At 37.7% G+C, this 25,420-nt stretch carries 24 protein-coding genes and 1 rRNA gene; 3 read left to right on the top strand and 22 right to left on the bottom strand.

Annotation, left to right across the window (positions count from 1 at the left end; all coding sequences use genetic code 11):
- On the bottom strand, window positions 1-822 hold the full coding sequence (locus HL290_RS18145; protein ID WP_198497200.1) for a Cof-type HAD-IIB family hydrolase: 822 nt from the start codon (window positions 820-822) through the stop codon (window positions 1-3).
- Window positions 823-1,178: 356 nt separating this feature from the next.
- Window positions 1,179-1,865 carry a ribulose-phosphate 3-epimerase gene (gene rpe / locus HL290_RS18140; protein WP_003655878.1) on the bottom strand — a complete coding sequence of 229 codons (687 nt, stop codon included), beginning with the start codon at window positions 1,863-1,865 and terminating at the stop codon, window positions 1,179-1,181.
- Window positions 1,866-2,049: 184 nt separating this feature from the next.
- Here rpe and HL290_RS18135 point away from each other — a divergent pair, with 184 nt between their 5' ends.
- Entirely contained in the window at window positions 2,050-2,322 is a 273-nt protein-coding gene (locus tag HL290_RS18135; protein ID WP_009390654.1) for a DUF2218 domain-containing protein, read from the top strand.
- On the opposite strand, the gene fghA is transcribed toward HL290_RS18135, so the two are convergent.
- The 6 genes from fghA to HL290_RS18105 form a co-directional block, all read right to left on the bottom strand.
- Window positions 2,323-3,168 carry an S-formylglutathione hydrolase gene (fghA, locus tag HL290_RS18130; RefSeq protein ID WP_198497199.1) on the bottom strand — a complete coding sequence of 282 codons (846 nt, stop codon included), beginning with the start codon at window positions 3,166-3,168 and terminating at the stop codon, window positions 2,323-2,325.
- A complete protein-coding gene (locus HL290_RS18125) occupies window positions 3,137-4,588 on the bottom strand; it encodes a C13 family peptidase (RefSeq protein WP_132072205.1) in 1,452 nt (483 codons plus the stop codon). The genes fghA and HL290_RS18125 overlap by 32 nt, the downstream gene beginning before the upstream one ends.
- Before the next feature lie 136 nt (window positions 4,589-4,724).
- Window positions 4,725-5,516 (bottom strand): class I SAM-dependent methyltransferase, encoded by a 792-nt coding sequence (locus HL290_RS18120; protein ID WP_132072207.1) that lies wholly within the window; start codon window positions 5,514-5,516, stop codon window positions 4,725-4,727.
- Between the two features lie 11 nt (window positions 5,517-5,527).
- Complete coding sequence (tsaB, locus tag HL290_RS18115; RefSeq protein WP_198497198.1) at window positions 5,528-6,193, bottom strand: tRNA (adenosine(37)-N6)-threonylcarbamoyltransferase complex dimerization subunit type 1 TsaB; 666 nt, start codon at window positions 6,191-6,193, stop codon at window positions 5,528-5,530.
- A gap of 135 nt (window positions 6,194-6,328) precedes the next feature.
- Window positions 6,329-6,856, bottom strand: coding sequence for a gamma carbonic anhydrase family protein (locus HL290_RS18110; RefSeq protein ID WP_151745350.1), 528 nt, complete (start codon window positions 6,854-6,856; stop codon window positions 6,329-6,331).
- A 19-nt stretch (window positions 6,857-6,875) separates the two neighbouring features.
- A complete protein-coding gene (locus tag HL290_RS18105; RefSeq protein WP_198497197.1) occupies window positions 6,876-7,505 on the bottom strand; it encodes a CoA pyrophosphatase in 630 nt (209 codons plus the stop codon).
- Between the two features lie 114 nt (window positions 7,506-7,619).
- On the opposite strand from HL290_RS18105, the gene HL290_RS18100 reads away from it, so the two are divergent.
- Window positions 7,620-8,168, top strand: a complete 549-nt coding sequence (locus HL290_RS18100) for an NUDIX hydrolase (RefSeq protein ID WP_198497196.1) — start codon at window positions 7,620-7,622, stop codon at window positions 8,166-8,168.
- 54 nt (window positions 8,169-8,222) lie between these two features.
- On the opposite strand, the gene HL290_RS18095 is transcribed toward HL290_RS18100, so the two are convergent.
- From HL290_RS18095 to HL290_RS18070, 6 genes are all read right to left on the bottom strand, one after another.
- A complete protein-coding gene (locus HL290_RS18095) occupies window positions 8,223-10,172 on the bottom strand; it encodes a protein FilF (protein WP_198497195.1) in 1,950 nt (649 codons plus the stop codon).
- Between the two features lie 18 nt (window positions 10,173-10,190).
- A complete protein-coding gene (filE, locus tag HL290_RS18090) occupies window positions 10,191-11,558 on the bottom strand; it encodes a putative pilus assembly protein FilE (protein ID WP_198497194.1) in 1,368 nt (455 codons plus the stop codon).
- Window positions 11,552-13,216, bottom strand: a complete 1,665-nt coding sequence (locus tag HL290_RS18085; RefSeq protein ID WP_151745344.1) for an OmpP1/FadL family transporter — start codon at window positions 13,214-13,216, stop codon at window positions 11,552-11,554. Before HL290_RS18085 ends, filE begins: the two co-directional genes overlap by 7 nt.
- A gap of 12 nt (window positions 13,217-13,228) precedes the next feature.
- Window positions 13,229-14,416: a hypothetical protein gene (locus HL290_RS18080; RefSeq protein WP_198497193.1), complete on the bottom strand. Its 1,188-nt coding sequence runs from the start codon at window positions 14,414-14,416 to the stop codon at window positions 13,229-13,231.
- A 44-nt stretch (window positions 14,417-14,460) separates the two neighbouring features.
- Entirely contained in the window at window positions 14,461-15,294 is an 834-nt protein-coding gene (locus tag HL290_RS18075) for a C39 family peptidase (RefSeq protein ID WP_045437505.1), read from the bottom strand.
- A 309-nt stretch (window positions 15,295-15,603) separates the two neighbouring features.
- The gene (locus tag HL290_RS18070; protein ID WP_198497192.1) at window positions 15,604-16,461 is read right to left on the bottom strand and encodes a DUF6160 family protein; all 858 of its coding nucleotides are present in this window, start codon (window positions 16,459-16,461) and stop codon (window positions 15,604-15,606) included.
- A 355-nt stretch (window positions 16,462-16,816) separates the two neighbouring features.
- Here HL290_RS18070 and HL290_RS18065 point away from each other — a divergent pair, with 355 nt between their 5' ends.
- Window positions 16,817-18,175, top strand: coding sequence for an anthranilate synthase component I family protein (locus HL290_RS18065; RefSeq protein ID WP_198497191.1), 1,359 nt, complete (start codon window positions 16,817-16,819; stop codon window positions 18,173-18,175).
- A 3-nt stretch (window positions 18,176-18,178) separates the two neighbouring features.
- On the opposite strand, the gene hisC is transcribed toward HL290_RS18065, so the two are convergent.
- The 8 genes from hisC to rrf form a co-directional block, all read right to left on the bottom strand.
- Window positions 18,179-19,264 carry a histidinol-phosphate transaminase gene (gene hisC / locus HL290_RS18060; RefSeq protein WP_198497190.1) on the bottom strand — a complete coding sequence of 362 codons (1,086 nt, stop codon included), beginning with the start codon at window positions 19,262-19,264 and terminating at the stop codon, window positions 18,179-18,181.
- Between the two features lie 69 nt (window positions 19,265-19,333).
- Complete coding sequence (gene hisD / locus HL290_RS18055; protein WP_005043028.1) at window positions 19,334-20,623, bottom strand: histidinol dehydrogenase; 1,290 nt, start codon at window positions 20,621-20,623, stop codon at window positions 19,334-19,336.
- Between the two features lie 106 nt (window positions 20,624-20,729).
- Entirely contained in the window at window positions 20,730-21,413 is a 684-nt protein-coding gene (gene hisG / locus HL290_RS18050; protein ID WP_003655841.1) for an ATP phosphoribosyltransferase, read from the bottom strand.
- Window positions 21,413-22,669, bottom strand: a complete 1,257-nt coding sequence (murA, locus tag HL290_RS18045; RefSeq protein WP_092711078.1) for a UDP-N-acetylglucosamine 1-carboxyvinyltransferase — start codon at window positions 22,667-22,669, stop codon at window positions 21,413-21,415. The genes hisG and murA overlap by 1 nt, the downstream gene beginning before the upstream one ends.
- Window positions 22,670-22,675: 6 nt before the next feature.
- A complete protein-coding gene (gene ibaG / locus HL290_RS18040) occupies window positions 22,676-22,927 on the bottom strand; it encodes a BolA family iron metabolism protein IbaG (protein WP_004794487.1) in 252 nt (83 codons plus the stop codon).
- Between the two features lie 138 nt (window positions 22,928-23,065).
- Window positions 23,066-23,404 carry a ribosome hibernation-promoting factor, HPF/YfiA family gene (hpf, locus tag HL290_RS18035; protein ID WP_049838342.1) on the bottom strand — a complete coding sequence of 113 codons (339 nt, stop codon included), beginning with the start codon at window positions 23,402-23,404 and terminating at the stop codon, window positions 23,066-23,068.
- A gap of 167 nt (window positions 23,405-23,571) precedes the next feature.
- Window positions 23,572-25,020, bottom strand: coding sequence for an RNA polymerase factor sigma-54 (locus HL290_RS18030; RefSeq protein WP_198497189.1), 1,449 nt, complete (start codon window positions 25,018-25,020; stop codon window positions 23,572-23,574).
- A 281-nt stretch (window positions 25,021-25,301) separates the two neighbouring features.
- A 5S ribosomal RNA gene (rrf, locus tag HL290_RS18025) occupies window positions 25,302-25,416 on the bottom strand.
- Window positions 25,417-25,420: the final 4 nt, after the last annotated feature.

The following is a 25,420-nucleotide window of genomic DNA, read 5'->3' as shown; positions in this document are numbered from 1 at the left end:
TTAAACAAATGGTGATTGATGCTGAAGCACCAAATCAATCACTTGCAATGCCCCTTCTTGCTCATTACTCGCAGCCGCATAAGGCGCTACTGCTTTTAAAGCATCTACTGCATTTTCAACCGCAAACCCATAACCCACTGCTTTAATCATCTGGATATCATTATTATTGTCGCCAATCGCAACGACTTGATCAGGTTCAACCTTCCATTTTTCTAATAGAAGCTTCAAACCATGTGCTTTATGCTGGTCAGGAAGAATAAGATCGATAAAGTCAAAACCACTTGAAACGGGAACTAATAATTGATCTGCAACAAAACTTTGCTGCTGAAGATCTTGAAAAATAGCAAAACTTTCGTTTTTCTGAGCAATAAAAGTAATTTTGCACACTAAATCTTTTAATGCATAAAAATCCTCTACAACTATTAGCTTTTCAAAGTATCGAGCGACCTTAGCATAGTCATCGGCTTGCATAGACTTGTGTACATAAGCGCTCTGCTTTCCGCAGATCACCATTTTAGATGTATAGGTTGAATCAATTGCTTTTAATGTCTCAATAAATTGTTGCTGACTTAAATGAGCAAAAGCTATTTCTTGCCCTGCATCTACAACATGTGCACCATTTTCTGCAATAAAAGCAATTTCATGACTAATTTCTGGAAAGTAGGTAACAAGCTTTGCGAGTTGGTTACCACTGGCAACCACAAAATGAATATTATTTTGTTTGAGTTGTTCGTACTGTTTTAAAAAACGTGCTTTGTTGTACTGCTTCTTAGAATTAAGAAAAGTCCCATCCATATCTACCGCTAAAATTTTTATCGTCATTAATTATCTAAATCTCTTACTAAAATCTTATTAAACCAAATTTAGCTTTATTTTTCATGACACTTTTACAGTTTTACATCCATATATTTCTTAAAAGGTGCCCACACAATATTATCGTTTTTTACACTGGTTATTTTTTAGTAAAGCTTAATAAAAAATCAGGTAATAAAATATCCAACTCGCATAAAAAAAGAACGCCAAAACGTTCTTTTTTTATACATTATGCCTAGAGAATAAGCAGTTGATCTAATTTTGTTTATTTTACCAACATCTTATCCATATGGTTATCAACACAGTTATCCATACAGTTATAAACAAAGTTATCCACAAGCCTACCCTTGATTAAGCATACTTTTTTAAGCGTCTACACTACCTACTTTCGCAAGCTCTGCACGCATTTGATCAATTACAACTTTATAATCTGGTTGACCAAAAATGGCTGAACCAGCAACAAACATATCTGCACCAGCTTCTGCAATTTCACGAATATTTGCAGGGCCAACACCACCGTCTACCTCTAAACGAATATCACGACCACTCGCATCAATAATTTTACGAGCTTCACGCAATTTTTCTAAGGTCATTGGAATGAACTTTTGCCCACCAAAGCCAGGGTTCACACTCATGATTAAAATTTGGTCAACTTTATCAAGCACATAATCTAAATAGTGTAATGGCGTTGCAGGGTTAAATACTAAACCAGCTTTTGCACCACCTGATTTAATCAGCTGTAATGAACGGTCAATGTGATGAGAGGCTTCTGGGTGAAACGTAATAATATCAGCACCAGCTTCCAAAAAATCTCCAATAATGCGGTCAACTGGAGACACCATTAAATGCACATCAACAGGCGCTTTAATTCCATAATTTTTTAAAGCCTTACAAATGCCAGCACCAAAAGTTAAATTTGGAACATAGTGGTTATCCATTACATCAAAATGCACTACATCTGCACCTGCGGCTAACACTTTGTCTACATCTTCGCCTAAACGAGCAAAATCGGCAGATAAAATAGAAGGAGCAATCAAATAAGGCTTGGACATAAGTGGATGACCTGGCTAAGAGTTTAAGGAGAGGCTTAAAATTATAACAAAAAACCGCCTACTTGGCCTGCTCTTCCTTACTCAAATCGCAACATTTCAAACTTGCAACGTAACGTTGCAACATTAGAATGCTAAGCGCTAAATGAATTTGTTAAGGTACATTAAAGTAATGTGAGGATTGATAATGAAAAGCACAACTCATCTATTAACAAACGATGGTAAACGTATTGCAAAGCGTTTGGTTAATCATTGGAAACACAAATTTGAAGTACAAGAGACTGAACAAGATTTCAAAATCTTAATGCCTACAGCAACCATTACGCTTGCCCCTGCAACAGAGCAGTTAAACGTTGCTATTGATAGTCAGCTAGATGACCATGACCACTTAGAAAAAGTCGTGCTTGATCATCTAAACCGCATGGCTCAACAAGAATTTCAGGTGGAATGGCAGCATTAATTAGCCATTTACCTTTTCTAACTGGATTGCATGAAACTGTAAATGCTCATCCATAAAGGTTTGAATAAAGTAATAGCCATGATCATAGCCAGCATGTTGTCTTAAAGTTAAAGGTTGTCCTGCTTTTAAACATGCTTGCTTAAATTTTTCAGGGTGAAGCTGTTCATAAAATTGGTCATCCAATCCCTGATCAACCAAAATTTCATCAAACACTGCACCATTTTTCAAGATTAAAGCAGTGGCATCATGAGCAAGCCAGCTGTCGCGGTCATTGCCCAAATAATGACTAAAGGCTTTGTCGCCCCATGCACATTCAGTTGGTGCACAGATCGGTGCAAAAGCAGATACAGACTTGAACTTCTCAGGATATTTAAAAGCCAAAGTTAATGCGCCATGGCCACCCATTGAGTGCCCAAAGATACCAACTTGTTGAGCGTTTACAGGAAAGCTTTTCAAAATGAGTGGATATAACTCATCAATCAAATAGCTTTCCATTTGATAATGCTCAGACCAAGGTGTTTGCGTTGCATTAATATAGAAGCCTGCGCCTTGACCTAAATCCCAATTATCTCCTGCTGCAACCTGCTCTCCACGAGGAGAGGTGTCGGGTGTAATGAGTATTAGGCTTAATTGTGCCGCCATATGTTGTGCGTGCGCTTTTATGGCAAAGGTTTCTTCAGTACACGTTAACCCAGCGAGATAAAACAAAGTTGAACAAGGCCTACCTTCTAAAGCGGCTGGTGGCAAATACACACCAAACTTAGCTGGCCCTTTTAATAACTGAGATTCAAATTGGTAAACACGTTGCTCACCTTCAAAGCAGCGGTTTTTTTGCAGGAGTTGCATCGTTTTTGGCCTCTGTTTTTGTTTGAGCAATATCTACACTACCAGTATTTTGCTGAGGAAATAGATACTTTTCCAATTGAGGTAGCATAAGTTCCATATTTTTACCAATCATCCACTGAGGCTCTGAAGGTTCTACACCTTGGGCCACTTCCCATTTGGTTACCGTTTGCTTAGCTGTATTAAACGAATCTTTCATCGAAGATTGCTCTCGCATAGCCAAATCAAACAAAGCTCGACCAAAATAAGTGTAGTCAGCTTCGTTATTACATCCAAAAGAAGTTTTATCAGCAGCAGATGCAGTAATAATTAAAGTATCAGGAGACTGTAAGGCAGGAATAAAGCTTCCTGAATAACAGGCAGAAATGACAATCACACGCCAGCGAATACCGGATTTATCAAGTGTTTCACGCAACCATTTAGGGTCTACTTGCCCTAGATCTAATGGCGCATTTTCAATTTCAAAGTGATTCTGTTCACCGTGTGAAGTCATATATAGAAATAGCACATCACTATCACGGTTCATTTGCTGCCCCATACGGCGTAGGGCTAACTCTATACTGGTTTTAGAGGCAATCGGGATTTCTGTACGGGTATCTGGATTATTGACCAACATCATCGAACGACCCACAGTACCAAAGCGAGTATCAAACTGTTCTTTAATACGGACTACTTCCGACTTGAAAACATCTTGATAGCTATCACCTGCCACGCCTAAAAAATACCAATGACTTTTTGCCTGCTCACCATATTGGACTTGCTCTAAAGAGTCATTCAGTAGCTTACTTTGTGCATAAAAAGCTTCTTCAGCAAATGTTGGAGCTGAATCTTCGACCTTCCAAATCGGTTGATCTTTTACAGAAAGTTGCCACACCACCATCGTCGCAATAGTCGCAACCATGACGAGTGCACGTTCCCACCAAGGCCACTTGAGCTCGCGTGAGAAAACCCAAATCACCGCTAAACTTTGCCATACGAACAAAGCCACAAATAGGCTTGGTAAAATTCCGTTATAAATAGCATCTGGAATAAAGTTGAGATAACCGTTAGAACCTAAATACTGAATTAAACATTGAATTAATAAGATATTTGTATCTAGAACCAACCAAAGTAAAGCAGGTACTAGCATTAAGCGAGGTTGGTTGGTGCGCTGTGATAAAAATATACCGACAATTAAAGCAATAAACGGCCAAAGTGCGTAACCAATTAAACCTTGTGAATTGAAATCACCGATTTGACCAGCCACAAGCCAGCTATAAAGAGAGTTAGTACATCCCCCTAAAATTCCCCAGACAATGAGCTGAAGAATTGATGGATGTACAATTTGTAAAGAACGTCTTGATCCCAAAAACAGCCACATTCCGGCAATTTGGTTGCTTTTAAAATCATGCCAAAAGTTAATGGAGGGTTTAAGATCAATCATAAAAGGTTTTCAAAAATTTCGTTTTTGTCAGGCATCTTAAGTGTATGCCTGCTAAGAATTTTAGCAATCATGCTTTTGAACTATATCACATATATTTGTGCATTATTCAAGCAATAAAACCTAACCTTACATAAGCCTACTGAAAATACGCATCAAAACGACAAGCATCTCCTTGCCATTGATGAGCTGGCTCCTGATTTGCCAAGAAAATAGCATGACGTGGGCGTTTAACCACTACACGTTTAGCAACTTTCTGTGCCAAAACCAGCAAATTATCCCCCAAATCCATCTCACCATCTTCGGGTAGAAGTAGATGTAAAAGCTGCATCTGTTTTTTAACTTGAGCTTGTTTTTTGATTGCTTGATGATTCTGGTCACGCTGCGGAAACATCGGGTCTAGATAAACCACATCAACCAGTTGAGCTGTTTGCTGTAACTGTTGTAAATAACTTGCAGAGTCAGCAAAGATCAGTTGAATCCGATCCATAAACTGACTTAAAAAGCTATCTTGTTCAGCTTGGGCTTTTGCATCTTCAAGTAAGGTAAATAAAATCGGATGGCGCTCAACCAATTGTATTTGTGCGCCAAGATAAGCCATGAGCAAACTATCATGGCCTAAACCAGCCGTAGCATCGATTAAGACAGGTTTTTCACCTAACTGACAAGCCCGAGCAATCATTTCTGATTTAAGACTTGCACGTTTTAAACGGGAAATTTCGGCTTTCCAGTCTGGCTGCATTTTCATGCCATTTGCAGACAACCATAGCCCGTTTTCATCTACGCAAAGCGCCAATTCAGGATTTAAACGCAAAAAACGTGCATTGAGCTTTTCAACTGGCTGCAATTCTACAGTCACACCTCTAGAACAAAGCACAGCTTGGTAGTGCTGTGCTTGCTCTTGAAAATCTACTTCAAAATATATGTGCATGAGTAGTGCCTTTATTTTGCTTTACCCTGATCTGCTATTTTTTTCCATGCATCATCACGTAAATAAACTGGTAAAGCATGTTCAGCATCAACCCACTGCTTTTGTGTTGCATAAACACGTGCAATAGAAGCAATGTCTTGTGCTGTTGCAGTGATTGTTTGATGCTCTGCATCAGCTTGAAGTAACTTTGCACCCGAACCAATTAAGCAATGTTTTGCATAAGCAGTCGCTTGCTCATAGCCCATTAATTTTTCTTCATCAATACATTGCATAATTCCATGCTCATCTAGAACAAAACTTGCAATATAAACTTCATTCATACGAGCATCGAGAACCGCAGTCACCTGTTCCAAACCTTCAAGTCGGTATGCTGCTTGTGCTAAAGCTTGCAAACTCGAAACGGGAATAACGGGTAAATCTTGTGACCATGCCAAAGCCTGAGTCACAGCTGCATTAATTCGGACACCACTAAAAGAACCCGGCCCACGGCTAAAGGCAATCGCATCCAGACCAGCAACCTCAAGACCTGTTTGTTGTAGTCCCTGCTCAATCATAGGCAGAATGGTCTGGGTTTGTGCTTTCGCCCGCGTATCGAGTTGAAAAAACAGTTCTTGGGTTTCATCGACTAATGAGATAGAACACTGCTCATTTGCAGTTTCCAACGCCAGCAATTTCATGCACAACCTTAGTATTAAATCAGATTAAAAACGGGAGTTATGATACCCCACTCGGCTCTGATAGGCGAGTCGTTCTCGGTCTAAATAAAAATGCCAAGCTTGTGCTTGGCATAAAAATATTTTTCTAAAAAAGAGTTAAAAGTGGAATTCTTTTAAATCACTATAACTTTTAAAATGTTCAGCATAATGCAATGCACTCAACCGTATTTTTGCAGCACCGTCTTCATCTAAAGTCTTAACAATTTTGCCGGGCGATCCCATAACCACTGAATTATCTGGAATGACTTTCCCTTCAGGAATTAAGGCATTGGCTCCGATAATACAATTTTTACCAATCACAGCCCGATTTAAAATTACGGCGTTCATACCAATCAAACTATTATCACCAATCGTACAACCATGCAGCATGACTTTATGCCCGACCGTGACATATTCACCAATGTTTAGCTCAAGGCCTGCATCAGTATGTAATACCGAATTTTCTTGAATATTAGAAAAATTACCAATCCGAACAACACAGTTATCAGCACGTACTACAGCTCCAAACCAGATGCTGACTTGACGCCCCAACTCTACTTGTCCAATCAACGTTGCTGTTGGAGCAACCCAGCCATCCCATGGTTCATGTAAGGCTTTTGGGTGCTGTCCTTGATAGCTATACATCATAATTTATCAATCCTGATCATTTATTCTTATGAGAAAATTTTGGTATACCAAATGTTGGTGAGTTGAGTAAAAATGGCCACTCTTTCTGATAACCCAATCCATATTTAAACAGAGCAACTAACATACGAGCAGTTAAACCCCAAATAATTTCATTATCAATCTGTAAACTTGGAAAGTATAAAGATTGATGGGCATATCGAACTTCATAGGGTGTTGGACGCGTCTCGATCAGTTGCTGTAACGGGACAAAGAAAATTCGATCAATTTCGGTAGGCTGAGGTATTAAAGTCACCTCTGGAGGAATAAGCCCAACAATGGGTTTTACAGATAGCCCGCTTCTTGCACGTTGCATTGGCAAATCGCCGAGCAACTGCACATCAAAAGGATTTAAAGCGGTCTCTTCCTGAGCTTCTCTTAGCGCTACAACGATATTACTGGTATCACTGGGGTCACGCTTTCCACCCGGAAAAGAAACTTCCCCCGCATGGTTGTTCATATGTATTGAACGGCGTGTAAGCAGTACCTTAGGATCATTTTCATTTGTAATAGCAATCAGTACTGCTGCTTGTGCTTCTTGTATGCGGGTGGAAAAGCGCAATCTTTGCTGTAACTTTTGTGTTAGCAAGTGCTCTTCCATACCATTCACCTATTATTCTGTCTCTCTTTGCATCATATCTGAAAAATAAACTTAAGACATAGAGTTGATGCGTAAGTCTAAAAATTCAGTTATGCTGAGGCATCTCTATACTCGATGATAATTATGAGTTTCTGTGTAGCGTGTGGGCATAAAACCGAACAAAAAATTCCTTTAGGTGATCATAAAGTACGCCGTGTTTGTACTCATTGTGGCAATATTCATTATGAAAATCCCAAAGTAATCTGCGGTGCCTTAGCGTTATGGGAAGACAAAGTATTACTCTGTCGTCGTGCGATTGAACCTCGTTATGGTTTATGGACTTTACCTGCTGGTTATATGGAATTGTTCGAGACCATGGAACAAGGTGCAGCACGCGAAACTCGTGAAGAAGCAGAAGCCGAGATAGAAATAGAACAACTTTATTGTATGTACAATATTCCTCGTATTGGTCAGATTTATGTGTTGTTTAAAGCACAGCTGAAAGATGGAATTTTTGGTGCAGGCGAAGAAAGCATTGAGAGTCGTCTTTTTGAAGAACATGAAATTCCATGGGGCGAACTAGCCTTCCCTAGCGTTGAACATACACTAAGACATTATTTTGAAGACCGTAAACAACAAGTTTTCCCAACCCATCTTGAAACTTTGGGCACTCGTTTAGACAATACGGGTTAATCAATTAGATAATAAAAAAGACCGCTAGGCGGTCTTTTTTATTTGTTTAATATGTTAAGACTTAGTTTTAATTGCTTTACATGCGGGAATAGACTGATCCGCTAGTTTGATTGTTACTGTACCAAATTTACGTTGAGCCAAAGCTTTATCCGCAGCGGTTGGAGCAGGCACATCCTTAAGCACATTATAACTTGCTTGAGCTGCCGCATGTTGATTAAACCAAGCAGTATTAGTATCGAAATCAATGCTGGTACTATCTACCTTATTTGCCAATAAATTAAATAGATTCAATTTCGCAGGCCCCGGAGAAACGCCTACAAAAGTTACCCCAACCATCACACCATCAATATTCTCAAATTTTGGATTAGATAAAATCATACGAACGTAAACAGACTGTTGGCTATTTGAAGGATCATCAACTGTCGCAGCTGTAGTACCAATTCGATATTGTTGTACGCCATCACTATCCACTAAACTATTTTCAGACACAGTCGCACATTGGCCTGACATATCATTTGTTGTTGAATTAGGTTTGATATCAGTACGAATATCCCCATGTTCATCAATAACAATACCTAAATTTACAGGTTGAATCGTCTTATCTGAAAAATTAAATGTCAGAGTCGCATAAAGAGGAAAAATATAATTCTCTCCCACCTTTACGTTACCAGAAGTTTTGAAAACCCTTCTCTCTAGATAACTAATAGGACTACTTTTAATTATACTCAATATCCCATTATAGCTATCACCATCAACATTTTGACGCCAGAGGCCATAATGTTGCGGATTACCTGTACTGAGTTTTGTTAAGTATTTATAGAATGGTTCTGTCCCTGCCACTCCATAATCATTAAAGAATTTACCTTGATAAATCTGTAAATCTTCATTCGGATTATCAGAGGCGCTTAAACGAAGTGGATTCGTTGGCTGAATCTCACGGCTAATAGGATTTAACCAAGCATTCTGTGCATTTGCATTTAATCTAGCTGGTTTAACTTTTGATGTTAACAAATAAGGATTTTGTACTTTGTTATCTATTACAACGGCGCTTCCTTTCCACTGTAAACCATATCCTAATGTATAACCTTGTCGGTCTGATAATAAATAAAGCTCATCTGCTGAATGTCTTAAGTTAATTGTGTTATTAAAACATTCTTCCTGTGTAGTTCTATTACACCCATAAAAAACTTGATAGTTTTGAAATATGGTTGAACTAGTAAATAAATTGAATGACTGAAAAATGCCAGCATTACTTAAGTTAGTCGTTTGTACAACTAACTTATAAGCTTCATCATCAGAGATTTGCCCTACATCCAACCATGGTTTCAAAATACTTGCATACGCACCATTTTTTAATTCTGTAGCGGTTATGCTCTGAGAAATTTTAGTAAGCTGATCTTTCTTTGTATCTGTAAGTTGGGTGGGTTGTATATCCCCAATCAGGTTATCACCATTTTCCACACCAATACTTTGAAAGATTTTTATTAAAGCAATCGCTACTTTAATTGTTTCATCATTTTTATCTAATGTTGCTGGAGTTTTACCTGTAATACCACTTGCTAAATCCAGCACTCTTAGATATATCGGATTGATCACTTTAGTCCTACCATTAACGGCAGTAAACTTCCCAATCGTATCCAGATTAACGTTTCCTAAGAAAACCTTTTTATTATCTTTACTCTGAACATAAAAACGTGCTGTATCTCCTACTTTGCACGACCCAATTACCGCATTTCCTGAAAGTTTAGTCGCATAATGAAAATTTGTTGCCGAACTACAATCGAAATTAATACCAGCTATCGGATAATCTAAAGCGAATTGCAAACAAGTTGTATCTTCTGCACCCGTGTCACTAGTTGTCGGTGTACAACTGCCTGAAGATAAGTTTCCGTTATTAGTGCCCGCATTCGGATCTTCACTAATATTGGAACTACCGCCACCACAACCATTTAGCATGATCGCTAATGTGGTTAGTGCAAAAGGCCATAAAACTTTTTTATTCATTAGATACCCTACTTATTTTTAACGTAATACGGAAATTTGAATTTGTCCCTGATTTGTTAACTCTTTTTCTCCGACATCCACCGCAGAGGATAAAGGCGTCATCATCATGTAATGTGCTGAAGGTGGTACTTTCAAAACGCCTTGAATTGATGAATGTTGTAACATCGTTGAAGGATAAGATTTACTCTTAAACCCACTGACTCCTTCTAAAATGCAACCCTTATTATCTAAAAAGATTACTAAAGGCCAGTAATATAAAGGCTTCTCATTACTAGCAGCAAATGACATAAGTTTTAAATGCTGAACAGAAGGATTTAGCTGTACTACTTCATATTCAAATTTTTCTTTCAATGGCTTACGGGGCCATAAACTTACTTCTTTATTTATGCTAAGCATCTTAATTGATTTGTTATAACCTTTAATAAAACATTTGTCTTGTTCAAAAGCTGCTTCTAACTCTTGCGAAGATAACCGCATATATGTTGGGGCCAATACAACGGTAGATTCGTCATCTTTAGTCTGCCGATTAAAAAGCTGATCTAAAGTTGACCGGCTCACACCTTTTTTGCGCTCTATTGACTCAGTTCTTCCTAAGCCATCAGGCATAAGATAAAAACGCTTTTTACCTTCAAGATTAAATTCTTGATCTTCAAGATACTCATTATTTACATATTCTATATTATCAATAGTTGTAAATTTAGACTTATCCAGTGAAGAGACAGCTGATGGGGCTGCCTGTGATGTGCTTTTTATTGGCGGCGGAACTAAAATAAGCTTTTTCTTCCACTCATCATTAGGGACTGATTGAAGCTTTTCATTTTCGAGAGATTTAGTTTTCTCCGCAGATGTTTTTAATTCGCTAACAGCGACCTTAGCTTCGTCAGTATTTTTCTGAGTTTTTTGCGGTGCAGTTGGTGCAGTTGGTGCAGTTGGTGCAGTTGGTGCAGTTGGTGCAGTTGGTGCAGTTGGTGCAGTTGGTGCAGTTGGTGCAGTTGGTGCAGTTGGTGCAGTTGGTGCAGTTGGTGCAGTTGGTGCAGTTGGTGCAGTTGGTGCAGTTGGTGCAGTTGGTGCAGAATTTAATTTTTTTTGTGGCTGTTGTTCTACTCTTTTCGGTGAATCTGTATTATGCCCTTCCTCTTTAAACACTTTTTGGGCGGGAACAACTATCGTATTAGTTGTTGGAGTCTGGTTTTGTGTTTCTTCTATTTTAGAGGTAGCTTGTTTTTTCTGATCAACTCTTTTACTAGGCACAATCATAGGACGGCCATCGGGACCTATAATTGTATAGAATCCATCTGCATAAGAAACAGAAACATTCGCTATCGCAACACATAACGTTAAGATAGCGAAATTAGGGCTAAACATCCTTTTATACTGTTTTACCATTTTGTTCTATAACTCAAACCAAGTACTGTGACTTTTGTATTCGTTTTTACATCTAAACCTGAATAAGGGTTTAATAAAATATTATCGACACCACACTTATTCGATAAAGTACTACTACAAGCTGGAATATTGTCACGACTACGTAAGAAACCGACGGAAAGATCTAAGTCTGTATCAGTATCAAATCGGTATCCAACACCTAAGCCAAATAATTGAGCATTATTGATCGGAACCATGGTATTACGTTTATCATTAGGAATAGCACTAGCGCGCGGTTCATAACCTGCTCGTAGTTTCAAACGATCAGTTGCTGAATACTCTAAACCAATACCCCAACTCCACGGTGAAGTAAACTTTAATGGCAATGCTAAAGAATTATCAGTTACATCATTCGATAAAAGTTTGGCAATCTTTAATAATGTAATCTGTCTATCAAATTCAAATTTAAACTTATCCCAAGCAGAATAATCCGTCCATCCAACATCAAAGTTTAATTGTAAATCTGGAAATATTTTATATTTAATACCCGCCTGAAAATGTGCAGGATACTCTAAATCCATCGCAACTAAACCTGACTCAGTATCAGGAACATATCCGGGTAGTCCAAGAATTGCAGCTAAAATTTGCCCAGTTGCCGATGAGTTTAATCCCTGAACCAACTGTTGAGGAGCTTTGGCATTATTAATCATGTATTTGCCTTTAAGACGCATCTTGGCAGCACTTTGATATACCATACCAAAGCCAAAATCATCTGTCGGCTCCCAAAGCAAGCCCAAGTTATAACTAGGGCTTAATGATTGTTCTAATGAAACTTGTAATGAACCCATTTTATTAAATGGATTCATTCCTTCTTTCGTATTACAAATTCCCAATAACAGCAGATCAGTAATCATATCGTTATTGTCTTTGAAGGGTGCACATACCACATCATCAACCATACGCAGCACACCAATCATTTCATTAGGGAAACGTAAATCGGTATTTAAAGCAATCGCGTTATACGACATACCAATCGAAGCACCAATTGATAAATGATCATTTACTTGATAGCCAAAAGATGGGGATAGATATGTAATACGCTCTACGGCAACCTGTTGTCCCATATAGTTACCTGGATTGCCATTTTCTGCTCCAAAACCTGCTACTAAAGGCGCATACATTGCTGTTGCAAAGGTTACTTTTGAGCCTGGTGGTTTATAAGCTATACCTGCTGTAGGGGCAACGAGTGGGTAGCCGGCTCCCAAATCAACCATTTTTTTAAGAATTGGCACATATAAACTTGCATACTCAACGTCGCCATGTACAGAATCTTTAAAATCTGTACAAATATTGGCAGAAACTTCTGGTCCATCATTACAAACTAGAGGATCGTCTGAATAACCAAAAATGTTGTACCCAGGAGGAGCTGAGAACTCACGCTGGATATCAAAGTTTGCAAGAATACCTTGTACATCTGTTTGTAACCCATCAATTTTCGCTAGTGCTGCTGGGTTAAAATGAACTGCACTAATCCCTGGAGGATCTGCCGTTACAGCATTCCCCATCGATAGTGAACGAATATCAACAGCTAGGTTTTGTCCTAATTGAGCATTGGCAAAGCTAGAAAAACCGGAGATAACAATTGCCGCCGTTAAAGGACATAATTTAGGATATTTCACCTGCCTATCTCCTTATTTTTGTTTTTTGTTAAAACCTAAAATATCTAGCGGGAATGACAAGCCAAGTGAAATATCTGGCGCATCTTCGGTTAAACCAATACCTACCGTACCATTAACAATTGTTTCAGGTGAAACACGGACACCAAGAGCAAAAGAGAGCATCGCACTACTTTGATCTGGAGACGTATATGAGTCACCATTATCAAACTGGAATTCAGCATTCATATTAAAGCTTTGCTGATACGACATGGTTAGAGATACATCGTAGTTAAATGAATAAGCAAAACCGAAAGAAAAACCACCACTAATTCCAGGGTCAAATGAGGTTAATGTACGTGTACCACGCGCCTGATTCAGACCTGTTTCTTTAAAACCATAATTAGCAGAGGCTGAAGCAAATAAAACAACGGGATCAATATATTTACGAGTACTCGCGCCCACACCAGCTGAGTAGTAACCTTTACCTGTTGAAAGTTCATCTAAACCAATTTCATATGGGCTATCACCTGTCTTAGAGGATAAACTACCAAAAAGCACCAAGGGTAACCGACCTTGTTTTAATGGAAAGGGTTCCCAGCGAGCACCAAGAGAAATATCCCCCAACCCTGCAGTAGTGGTATCACGAATAATTTCAGACTTTGCAACAAAAGGAAGAGTTGCTGATAAAGTTAAGTTGTCCAAGACCCCATACTGGACCGTAAAACTATTTGTCAAAGTATGGTTAGCATCTTCTTCGACACGTAAACGGTTAAGTTGAGATGAATTATCTGATAATGCTAAATCAATTCGTGTATCACGATAATAAGTGTAATCGAGGTCATAATAAGATGAGATGCCCCCTTTTTTAATTAACGAATATTGCCGCTCATTTGAAGTAAATACTTCTTGTAAATTCGTCTCTTGGCTTGCATCACCTTCTTTTTTCTGTAATGCAGTTGCCGCTTGATGCGCGCCACCATCATTGGCGGGTACCGTACTATTATCAGTTACAGGTGTATCAGACGGCTGTACTGTACTTCCTGCTATAGCTGTATTCGAGTTTGTTGTATCTACAGAAGAACTTTCTGTACTAGCTGCATTTACATCTTGGCTCGATCCGTCTACTTGTCCTTGCTGTACTTGATCCTCTGCATAGATTGTCCCTGTAATGGCACTCATACTTAAGGCCAATACACTCATCTTGATCCATCGATTATTCATGTTTTTCCCACCCAATTTATTTATTTTACTAAATTAAAATTTGACTATTTACGTTTGTAATAAAGACGCATATAGGTTTCTATTGGTAGTCCATAGGTCGCAGAGTGATTATCGTTATCTAACACGCGTCTCATGGTTGAGGCTTTATTTGCTAACCGATCATAATTAAATGTCGGATATTGCACATCAACAAAAGCATATCTGTTGACTGTTGCATCCTCTACATGACGCATATCTGCATCTTTTAAAGCCAATAGATCTTTACGCTGAGATTCAGGGACTGAAATAACAAATAAAGTATTATTGTCCCAAATTTCTTTAAAACGATTTTCATCAAAGCTGATATTGCCTAATGCAGGATCAGCAACATAGACTCGCCCATCTTTATAAGCTTTATATACGACAAAATGTTTAAAACCAGCATAAGAAATTGGAACAATTGCAGGTTGTCCAAGCTTAACTAAATCGGAGAACTCACCGCGATAACCACCGCTCTCTAAACCAATTGCTGTGACAAAGCGTTTCATATCGAGTAATGAAAAACTTCGGCGCTCAATAATGCGTTGATATTCGCCATACTGTAGCAGACCACTCATGGTCTGCTGTTCAGTCAAGCTAGTACCCACATACCCATTTAATAAAGTTGTAAGAGCAGCCGAGCCACAACTATAGTCATAGGCTTGCCGAACAATTCCACGAAATTGATCTTCTACAGCAGGTTTGATTTTGACTGGTTCAATATGATTTCGATGAAATGATAAATTACGTGAATCGGCAGTCTCTGTGTAATAAACAGTTCCTGGTGGCTTTTTTTCTATTTCGAAGGCTTCTGTCGCAAAGTAATACATCAATGCTGAGCCTAAAACTATCTCTAACATAAGCACTTGGTCTAAATTGTGGCCTAACCGGCCTTATTCATTTTATTCTTAGAGCAATAGCTCTACATCCCTGTGTGTTGAAGATACCTTTTTTTTTTGTAAAAAACAGCTTTTTTTTAATCTTTTTGATGAATGTATAGTTCTACTTTAATTAAAGTGTTAATTGGCTCTCATTCTTAATCATCAGTACTTTTAATATATTTAGTACACATATAGCAATATTATTAATTCTTATGAAAATTTTAATTAAAACCTCAATTAAAAAAAGCGCGTATTAAACGCGCTTTTTTTAATTTTGAATTTTTTAAATTAGTGGCCAGAAATTGTAATTGTAGAAGTACCTACATTTAAACCTTGAATTTCTAAATCACCAATTGAAGCAGCAGTAGTTGTCGCTGTAGAACCTAAATGTACGCCTTGTACATAAACATTCATACCTTGAGTACTATTATTTTGGATTTTTAAGCCAGTTGGTACAACTGAAATATTCGCGTTCACGTCTAAATCACCAGTAGTATTACCAGCACCACGTACCATTACTTTATCTAAGACAATTTTACCGCCGCCAGCAGCATCATTAATACCAAAGTTAGATAGTGTTAAACCACCTTGTAAACTTGAATTTACTTTGATCATTGCACCTTGTGGAGTAGCACCTAACTGAACATTCGCTGAAATCTGACCTAAAGATAAATCTAAACCAGAGATAATTTCAGTTGGAGCTGTTTCTGTAATACCACGTATAGCAGTTGTCTGGTTTAAAGTACCCGAAGTACCAACACCAATTGAACCAACATGAATATCAACAGCACCTACTGTTGCAGCAACATTTAAGAAAGCACCATTTGAGCCCGAAGCACCATTCGTATCAATTGCTAAATCTAAAAGGTTACCTGTACCTGTTTGAGTAAGGGTAACACCGCTGATTGCGATTGCACCACCAGTACCTGAAGCACCAGTAATACCTGTTGATGATGCCAAACCATCATTATCATGTAGATATAATTTATCGATAGAAACACCACCAGCACCTAAAGCGATACCGATATTAATACCATCTTGACCTGTAGCAGCGCTTAGTGCAGCATCGTCCATTGACTGCATTGCCATTGCATTTGCACTGATAGCTAAAGAAGAAACTAAAGCAAGTTTAGTGAACATTTTCATTGAGCACTCTCCCAAGAGCATTTATTTTTTGACTTTAACCACTCTCATTGTCTCAAGTTGCATTTTTCTTTATATAGCAACCGAAACTTCCAATCCTTGAGTAGTTTTGCTTAGCAATTACTAAATTACATCTACGTTACTTTTTGTTCAACTAGTGTTGTGCATTTTTTGCCAACTACCCGACAAACGGTACGCTCAATTTATTCCACTTTTAACTTCCAAATATCCCCCAATCCCACAATCAAATTCGACTATTTTATCAGCAAAAAGCACCTCCCCTATAAGTCTTCTCCCTGACGATCCACAAGTTGTAGTAAACTAATATTTCTCTCATTAACTATTCTCTTATTCAAAAATGTCTCAGTTAAAGAAAAAAATCTCATTACATTGTAAAAATGCTGCCGAGATTTTAAAAAATTTACAAGGATTAACTGGGCTCATTTATTTAAATGACAATAACAATCCTATTATTGGCTTTCTTCCTCAACAATACATTCTTATTCAAAATAAAAATAATTTAGTTTTTCAGCGTCAAAATTTTAATGAATATAAAAATACATCAAAATCGAATCAGTTATTAGATTTTATTCAACTTAAAGAAAATAATTTAAAAGAAAATAAGGGTAGTAAATCAATAACAAGTTTTAACGGTGGCTACATTGGTTTTATTAGTTATGATTTTGCAGCACATCAATTTATTAACGGTCAGAATCATATACAGCCATCTTTATTCTTAGGCCAATATCGTTCTTTTTTAAAATATATAGATAATGACTGGTATTTTTTTAGCGATGAAGAAAATGCTCTTGATCTCTTCACATATATTGAAAAAGAATTAGATACTCCTATTGTCAATAATTCTAAAAATACATTTAAATTAAAGAATGCTATTCAGCCAAGATGGTCTAAAGAACAATATTTTGAGGCCTTTTATAAAATACAAGAATATATTAAAGCGGGTGATTGTTATCAAATTAATTTAACCCAAGAATTTAAAACCTCTTTCACAGGGTCATTATTAAATAAAGCAGAAGATTTATGGAATCTTACTAATGCACCATATGCAGGTTATTTAAAATTAGATCAATTTGAGTTATTAAGTTGTTCCCCTGAGCTTTTCATTGAGTTCAATCAAAATAAACAAATCAAGACCAGACCGATTAAGGGAACTATGCCTCGATATAAGAATATCGAAAAAGATTTTATTTCTAAACAAACTTTAAAAAACTCGCAAAAAGATCAGGCAGAGAATGTCATGATTGTTGACTTATTACGTAATGATTTGAGCATTTATGCCAATACAGGTTCGGTAAAAACAACACAATTATTCGAGATCGAAAGTTTTAATCAAGTCCATCATATGGTCAGTGAGATTGTTGCGACTCTTAAAGATGATATCAACCCTATGCAAATGTTGCTCTCTGCCTTACCGGGAGGATCAATTACAGGGGCTCCAAAAATTCGGGCAATGCAAATTATTGAAGAATTAGAAGAAGAAGCAAGAGGTGCATATTGCGGGACACTAGGTTACTTCAATTTTGATGGAACGGGTCGCTGGAATATTCTTATCCGCAGCTTTCAACAATACCAGAATCAGCTCTCTTTATGGGCGGGTGGTGGTATTACGATTGCCTCAAATGCAGAAGCAGAATATCAAGAAAGCCTTGATAAAATTTCTGCTATGCTGAACTTGATGAACAGCACAGCAGATTAAAACTTAAAGAATATCTTGTTTTAACGTTTGCACTAAACGCATATTCTGCTCATCAGTACCCACTGTAATACGCAAAAATTGATTAATACGAGGCTTATTGAAATAACGCACAATAATACCTTGTTCACGTAATTGCTGTGCAAGTTTGCCTGCATCATGGACTGAGTGTGAAGCAAAAATAAAGTTCGCTTTAGAAGGTAAAACTTTAAAGCCCAAAGCAGTTAAGTCATCTACTAGCTTTTCACGACTGGAAATAACTCTCTGAAGTTGTTCTTCAAAATAAGCCTGATCTTCAAAAGAAGCTACCGCGGCTGCAATTGCAAAACGGTCAATAGGATATGAGTTAAAACTATTTTTGACAGCTTCAAGCGCTGCAATTAAATGTGGCTGAGCGATTGCAAAACCAACGCGCAAACCTGCCAATGAACGAGACTTCGAAGTTGTTTGACAAACAACCAAATTCTCATAGCGATCTACAAGACCAACTGCGGATTCTGCTCCAAAATCAACATAAGCCTCATCGATCACCACTACCCGATCTGGATTTGCTTTTAAGATTTGCTCAATATCTGGCAAAGCCATTGCAATACTGGTTGGTGCATTAGGGTTTGTAATAACAATCCCACCATTTGGTTGTATATAGTCCTTAGCTTCTATCTCGAAATTCTCATTAAGTGGAATTTCTTTAGTTTTTGTTCCAAAGAACTGACTATAAACTGGATAAAAACTATAAGTGATATCTGGATAAAGAATCGGTTCATCTTGAAGGAAAAATGCTTTAAAAATATGAGCAAGTACTTCGTCTGAGCCGTTACCCACAAAAACTTGAGAAATCTCAATATTCTGTTGCTTAGCAATTGCTTGCTTTAAAGCTGTAGCATCTGGGTCTGGATATAAACGCAATGCATCAGCTTGCTGAATTAAAACAGCTTGAACTGCTTCAACTACTTTTGGTGATGGCGGATATGGATTTTCATTCGTATTAAGTTTCAATAAATTCTGAATTTTAGGCTGTTCACCAGGAACATAAGGCTCTAATTCACGAACTTCTGGACTCCAAAAGCGCATTTGTGCTGTAGATAAAGTCATGGTCTTATCTCAAAAAAGGGCTGAAAATCAGCCCTGAGTAATAATTAAAAAACTACAAGGTTTATAAGATTATTGATAACGATAGCGTGCTGAGCGTGCATGAGCATCTAAATTCTCTTGAACAGCTAATATGTCGGCTGTTTTAGCTAAGGTTTTAACCCCATCTTTCGAGCACATAATCAGACTCGAACGTTTTTGAAAGTCATAAACGCCTAATGGAGAAGAAAAACGAGCAGTTCCAGATGTCGGTAATACATGATTTGGACCTGCACAATAGTCACCGATTGCTTCAGGCGTATAGCGGCCCATGAAAATTGCTCCAGCATGACGAATATCTTCGCTCATCGCTTCGGCATCATCTAAGCACAGCTCCAAATGCTCTGGTGCAACCTGATTAATCAACTCAATTGCTTCTGCACGGTCTTTAACTAATACCAAAGCACCACGGTTTTCAATTGAAGTTCGCGCAATATCTGCTTTTGGCAATTCATTTAAATGCTTTTCAATTGCCAACTCTACTGCATTGAGTAAAGCTTCATCAGGAGTAATGAAAATAGCTTGAGCCACTGTGTCATGTTCAGCTTGTGATAAAACATCCATCGCTAACCAATCTGCATTATTCTCACCTTCTGCATATACTAAAATTTCAGAAGGTCCAGCAATCATATCAATGCCGACTTGACCAAATACAGCACGTTTAGCAGCTGCTACAAAACGATTCCCCGGACCAGTAATTTTATCTACAGGTGGAATGGTCTGTGTACCATAAGCCAAAGCTGCTACAGCCTGTGCCCCACCAATGGTAAATACTCGGCTAACTCCCGCAAGATAAGCTGCGGCAAGAACCAATGGATTTAATTCACCATTCGGTGCTGGAACAACCATAATAATTTCAGGTACACCCGCAACATGAGCTGGTACAGCGTTCATTAGAACTGAAGATGGATAAGAGGCCAAACCACCAGGCACATAAATACCGACACGGTCTAAAGGCGTAACTTTTTGTCCTAGTGTATTGCCCAAGTCATCTATATAAGTCCAGCTATCTTGTTTCTGAGCTTCATGAAATGTACGAATACGCTTTGCGGCTAACTCTAGAGCATCACGAATTTCTGGGCTTAAATTATCAAAAGCAGTTTTAAGTTGTTCTTGAGATAATTCTAAATCTGAAAATTGATGCGCAGGATGTCGATCGAACTGTTGAGTAAGCTTTAAAACATGATCATCACCATGCTGACGAACATCAGCAATAATTTGATCTACTGTTTGCACTAAATTAAGATCATTCACGGTTTCAAATGCTAAAAGCTCAGCAAAAACCTGTTTGAAGTTCTGATCTTGAGTCGATAAACGTCGCATCAATTTACCCACAAGGCGAAAAAGAAAAAGTAAGTTTACTCTTTTTCTAAGCGCTTGTGGGCATCATCTGGCTTAACTATTGCAAAAGCATGATGGGAAATTGCTTTTAACGCGATTGAACAGCTTGTTCAAGCTGTGAAATGATTGGATTTAACAAAGTTTGTTTACGTTTAAAACTGGCTTTATTTACAATTAATCGAGAAGATACTTTGCAAATTTCTTCTAATGGCTCAAGACCATTCGCTCTTAAAGTATTACCAGTATCAACCACATCTACAATGTAATCACCTAAACCAACCAAAGGTGCCAGCTCCATAGAACCATAGAGCTTAATAACATCAACCTGCTCACCTAAGCTTGCGTAATACTGACGTGTAAGATTGACATATTTCGTGGCAATTTTTAAACGACCCTTTGGATGCTCCATGCCTACTTTACCAGCTGTCATTAACTTACATTTAGCAATTTGCAGGTCAAGCAACTCATATACATGCTGAGCACCATGTTCCATCAATACATCTTTACCTGCTACACCTATATCTGCTGCACCATTTTCTACATAGGTCGGTACATCAGACGCACGTAAAATCAAAATACGTACTTGTTTATGCGTAGTAGGGAAAATGAGCTTACGAGACTTTTCCGGATCTTCGAGCAAATTAATACCCGCTGTAGCCAATAAAGGTAACGTCTCTTTTAAGATACGCCCTTTACTTAATGCCAAGGTCAAACCATGATCAAAATTACCCATCACATCAAAATTAGGATCATCGTTTCTTACATCATTCATTAACTTACTCGCTTAATTTTGGCACCTAAACCTTGAAGCTTCTCTTCGACATGTTCATAACCACGGTCAATATGGTAGATACGATCAATTAAGGTATCACCCTCTGCAACTAAAGCAGCCAGAACTAAAGAGAATGAAGCACGTAAATCTGTTGCCATAACCGGTGCCGCCTGTAAGGTTTCAACTCCGGTTACAACAGCATCGTGACCTTCCACCTGGATATTAGCGCCCATTCGTGACAATTCAGGAACATGCATAAAACGATTTTCAAAAATCGTTTCAGAGATTGTCGCGAAACCACGCCCAATCACATTTACTGCCATCAATTGTGCTTGCATATCAGTTGGAAACTCTGGATGTGGCAAAGTTCTAAAACTTACAGCTTTAGGACGTTTACCCATCATATCAAGTTCAATCCAGTCATCACCACGAGTGACTTCAGCACCCATCTCTTCAAACTTATCCAAAACAGATTCAAGCAATGCCGGATCCGTATGAGTTGTTTTTATACGTCCACCCGTAATTGCAGCAGCAGCTAAATAAGAACCTGTTTCAATACGATCAGCAACAACAGCATATTCACAGCCGTGCAAACTTTCTACTCCAGTTACAACAAGAGTATCTGTATCAAGACCTTCAATCTTGGCGCCCATTTTAATTAACATTTGAGCAAGGTCAGTGATTTCAGGTTCACGTGCTGCATTACGAATAGTCGTAACACCGTCTGCTAATGCTGCTGCCATTAAGATGTTTTCGGTACCGCCAACAGTCACCATATCAAAAACAACTTCACCACCTTTTAAGCGACCATCAACTGAAGCATGGACATAACCATTTTCAACTTCAATATGTGCACCCAAAGCTTCTAAAGCTTTTAAATGTTGGTCCACAGGTCTTGAACCAATCGCACAACCACCAGGCAAAGAAACTTTTGCATTACCATAACGTGCTAATAATGGCCCTAAAACCAAAATTGAGGCACGCATTGTTTTTACCAGTTCATAAGGTGCAAACTGATTATCTAAAGTAGAAGTATCTGCTTTTACTGTGTCATTTTCATAGCCAATCGTTACCCCTAATCCACCAATTAGCTTTACCAAAGTATTAACATCTTTAAGATTTGGAACATTGGTTATTGTAATTGGAGAATCTGCAAGAATAGTTGCAGCAAGTAATGGTAAAGCGGCATTTTTAGCACCAGAAATGCGCACTTCGCCTTCGAGCTTAACACCACCCGTAATTAAAAATTTATCCATTAATATTTAAGCTCCGAAAAGGCTTGCTTTACGCCATTCATCTTTGGTCATTGCACGAATTGTTACTGCGTGAACTTCCCCACTTGCAATATAAGTATTTAATGGTGCATAAACTAACTGTTGACGAGCCACTGTACGCTTACCTTCAAATTGATCATCCACTATACGGAGGTCAAATTTTCCGGCCTGTCCGCTCACCGCCACTTCCGCTACAGGGAAAGCTTCTTTTAAAATTTGAGTGAGCTGTTCACTATTCATTGCAAAGACCTCTGACACAACCTAAGGGGTAAAACGGAGTATTTTACTATAACTTTTTCCAAGAATTCAGTACGTGTTTATATTTTATCAATAAAAAAGAGGCTATCTTTCAAGCCTCTCTTAACTTCAAAAAACTTATTAAATAGAAACAGTAACTTGTGAATAAGTACATTGCATTTTTCGATATCTTAATAATTGTCTTTTTAATTTTTCAGTCAATTTTTTAATTGAAGTATACATATCATCAGCAGTTGCCTGAGCAAACAACTCAATCCCCGGCAATCTTACAATAGCCTCTGCAACATGATTTGAACTGCCCTTATGAGAGCGCTTATCAATTTGATGATCTTTTGTTAATTTAATCTGCATACTGTTCACCTGATCTAGGTGTTTCGTTAATTGATTAAATTTTGATTTAATATTTTCTTCTATAGCTGGTGTAATTGCTAAATGATGACCACGAATCGTTATTTGCATAATTCTATCCCTCACCTTTTTTAGGTTATTTAAAGAAGAACCAAAACGATTTAATGCTATCAAAAAAAATCTTAGGACAACTAAACCATTTTAGCTACTCCTCTTGGTGAAATTGAAATTTCATTATTTCGTCATAATGAATCTCTAGAATAGCCATACTTCAAAATTCAGATCAAGACTTTTCTTTCAGACGATGAAGGAATATGTAACGATTCTCGATATTTTGCGACGGTACGTCGCGCTACTTCAATCCCCTCATCTTTTAATAATGTAGCAATCACATTATCTGACAAGGGTTTACGTGGATTTTCATTTGCTACAAGTTTTTTAATCATTGCACGAATTGCAGTAGAAGAAGCTTCTCCTCCGGCGGTAGTTCCTACATGGCTAGAGAAAAAATATTTCAACTCAAAAAGGCCGCGTGGGGTAAGCATATACTTATTTGTTGTTACGCGAGAAACTGTAGATTCATGCAATTCCACTTCTTCAGCAACATCTCGAAGAACCAACGGTTTCATTGCTTCAGCACCTATCTCCAAAAAAGCTTTCTGATGCTCTACAATACATGATGCTACTTTTAATAGCGTTTTATGTCTTTCATCAATGCTTTTGATAAAGTTTTTCGCCTCAAGCATCTGATTACGTAAATATAAATTATCTTCACTCTGATCGGCTCTACGAATCATACTGGAGTAAAAACTATTAATTCTTAATTTAGGCAGCACATCTGGATTTAGTTGAACCTGCCAGTGTAAATCTTTTTTAGAAACCACCACATCTGGAATTTGATAGTCTGATTCTTCTTTATCAAAGTCCATACCGGGATAGGGTTTTAATGTTTTTAAAAGATTGATTGCAAACTTCAATTGATCTTTCGTTAGACCTGTCTGCTTGAGTAATTTATTTAGATCATTTGCTATTAAAAGCTCATAATAATGCAATAGGCTTTTTGCCTCATTTAAATATTCAACGTCTTTCGATAAAAATTCGAGTTGTATCTTTAAACATTCTGCTAAATTACGCGAACCAATTCCTAATGGATCAAGTCTTTGAATATGTTTTAAAACAACTAAAACTTCATCTTCCTCTATCTCTTCCTCTATATCCATTTCATTCAATAATTGCTGTGATGCTAAAATGATTTCCTCTAATTCAGCATCCAAGAATCCTTTATCATCTAATGCATCAACAATACAGTAAGCAATTAATTGATCTATTTTAGAAAAGTGCAGAAGATTAACTTGTTCTAGAATATGTTCTTTTAAAGATAATTGAACTTGGCGATTATCCTCTCGCTCTTCAAATTCTGGAGTAGCCAAAGCCGTCGATTGATGAGTATAAATATCATCCCACTCTGTATCGACTGGTAAATCATCAGGTAAATGGTTTGCATTTAGCTCAGTTGTTAAGTCATCTGAGTCTTTGCTTTCTAATGTAGACAGACTTTCTGTTAATGACTCTTCTTCTATTTTTTCAAGTAAAGGATTACTATCTAGTTGGATCTGAATTTCTTGTTCAAGCTCTAAACTAGAGAGTTGTAACAAACGAATTGCCTGCTGCAATTGAGGTGTTAACGATAGAGAATTCGCAACTTTCAACCCAACAGATAATTTCATATATTTTAAATTCCATAAAACAAGCAAAAATCATGCCTATTCAATATTTATAACATATAGTTTCTATTTATCATACATGTCAGTTTAAAATTTTCAGAAGAAAAAGTGGATTTTTTATTAAAAAGTCTTGCGACAGAATAACCTTATTTATCGATTAGATATTTTTATTAATTAATTGATACTTACGCAGGCTTACTATTTCTAAATTCTTTATTTTCGTCATTTAATTCAGACATAAAAAAACACCCTCAACTGTTAAGTTGAGGGTGTTTAGAATAATGAGCTGGCGATGACTTACTCTCACATGGGAAACCCCACACTACCATCAGCGCTAAGAGGTTTCACTTCTGAGTTCGGGAAGGGATCAGGTGGTTCACTCTTGCTATGGTCGCCAGCACAA

Source organism: Acinetobacter sp. AC1-2 (assembly GCF_016124155.1).
Lineage (GTDB): Bacteria > Pseudomonadota > Gammaproteobacteria > Pseudomonadales > Moraxellaceae > Acinetobacter > Acinetobacter calcoaceticus.
This window is presented reverse-complemented; position numbering and strand designations above follow the sequence as displayed.

Coding starts and splice junctions, on each gene's coding strand:
- murA (WP_092711078.1), bottom strand. CDS start 22,669: ATGGATAAATTTTTAATTACGGGTGGTGTTAAGCTCGAAGGCGAAGTG.
- HL290_RS18080 (WP_198497193.1), bottom strand. CDS start 14,416: ATGAATAATCGATGGATCAAGATGAGTGTATTGGCCTTAAGTATGAGT.
- HL290_RS18120 (WP_132072207.1), bottom strand. CDS start 5,516: ATGCACATATATTTTGAAGTAGATTTTCAAGAGCAAGCACAGCACTAC.
- hisD (WP_005043028.1), bottom strand. CDS start 20,623: ATGCGACGTTTATCGACTCAAGATCAGAACTTCAAACAGGTTTTTGCT.
- HL290_RS18100 (WP_198497196.1), top strand. CDS start 7,620: ATGAGTTTCTGTGTAGCGTGTGGGCATAAAACCGAACAAAAAATTCCT.
- hisC (WP_198497190.1), bottom strand. CDS start 19,264: ATGACTTTATCTACAGCACAAATGCGCTTTTGGAGTCCAGAAGTTCGT.
- hpf (WP_049838342.1), bottom strand. CDS start 23,404: ATGCAAATAACGATTCGTGGTCATCATTTAGCAATTACACCAGCTATA.
- hisG (WP_003655841.1), bottom strand. CDS start 21,413: ATGAATGATGTAAGAAACGATGATCCTAATTTTGATGTGATGGGTAAT.
- fghA (WP_198497199.1), bottom strand. CDS start 3,168: ATGCAACTCCTGCAAAAAAACCGCTGCTTTGAAGGTGAGCAACGTGTT.
- ibaG (WP_004794487.1), bottom strand. CDS start 22,927: ATGAATAGTGAACAGCTCACTCAAATTTTAAAAGAAGCTTTCCCTGTA.
- rpe (WP_003655878.1), bottom strand. CDS start 1,865: ATGTCCAAGCCTTATTTGATTGCTCCTTCTATTTTATCTGCCGATTTT.
- filE (WP_198497194.1), bottom strand. CDS start 11,558: ATGGTAAAACAGTATAAAAGGATGTTTAGCCCTAATTTCGCTATCTTA.
- HL290_RS18125 (WP_132072205.1), bottom strand. CDS start 4,588: ATGATTGATCTTAAACCCTCCATTAACTTTTGGCATGATTTTAAAAGC.
- tsaB (WP_198497198.1), bottom strand. CDS start 6,193: ATGAAATTGCTGGCGTTGGAAACTGCAAATGAGCAGTGTTCTATCTCA.
- HL290_RS18135 (WP_009390654.1), top strand. CDS start 2,050: ATGAAAAGCACAACTCATCTATTAACAAACGATGGTAAACGTATTGCA.
- HL290_RS18145 (WP_198497200.1), bottom strand. CDS start 822: ATGACGATAAAAATTTTAGCGGTAGATATGGATGGGACTTTTCTTAAT.
- HL290_RS18110 (WP_151745350.1), bottom strand. CDS start 6,856: ATGTATAGCTATCAAGGACAGCACCCAAAAGCCTTACATGAACCATGG.
- HL290_RS18095 (WP_198497195.1), bottom strand. CDS start 10,172: ATGAATAAAAAAGTTTTATGGCCTTTTGCACTAACCACATTAGCGATC.
- HL290_RS18065 (WP_198497191.1), top strand. CDS start 16,817: ATGTCTCAGTTAAAGAAAAAAATCTCATTACATTGTAAAAATGCTGCC.
- HL290_RS18030 (WP_198497189.1), bottom strand. CDS start 25,020: ATGAAATTATCTGTTGGGTTGAAAGTTGCGAATTCTCTATCGTTAACA.
- HL290_RS18075 (WP_045437505.1), bottom strand. CDS start 15,294: ATGTTAGAGATAGTTTTAGGCTCAGCATTGATGTATTACTTTGCGACA.
- HL290_RS18070 (WP_198497192.1), bottom strand. CDS start 16,461: ATGAAAATGTTCACTAAACTTGCTTTAGTTTCTTCTTTAGCTATCAGT.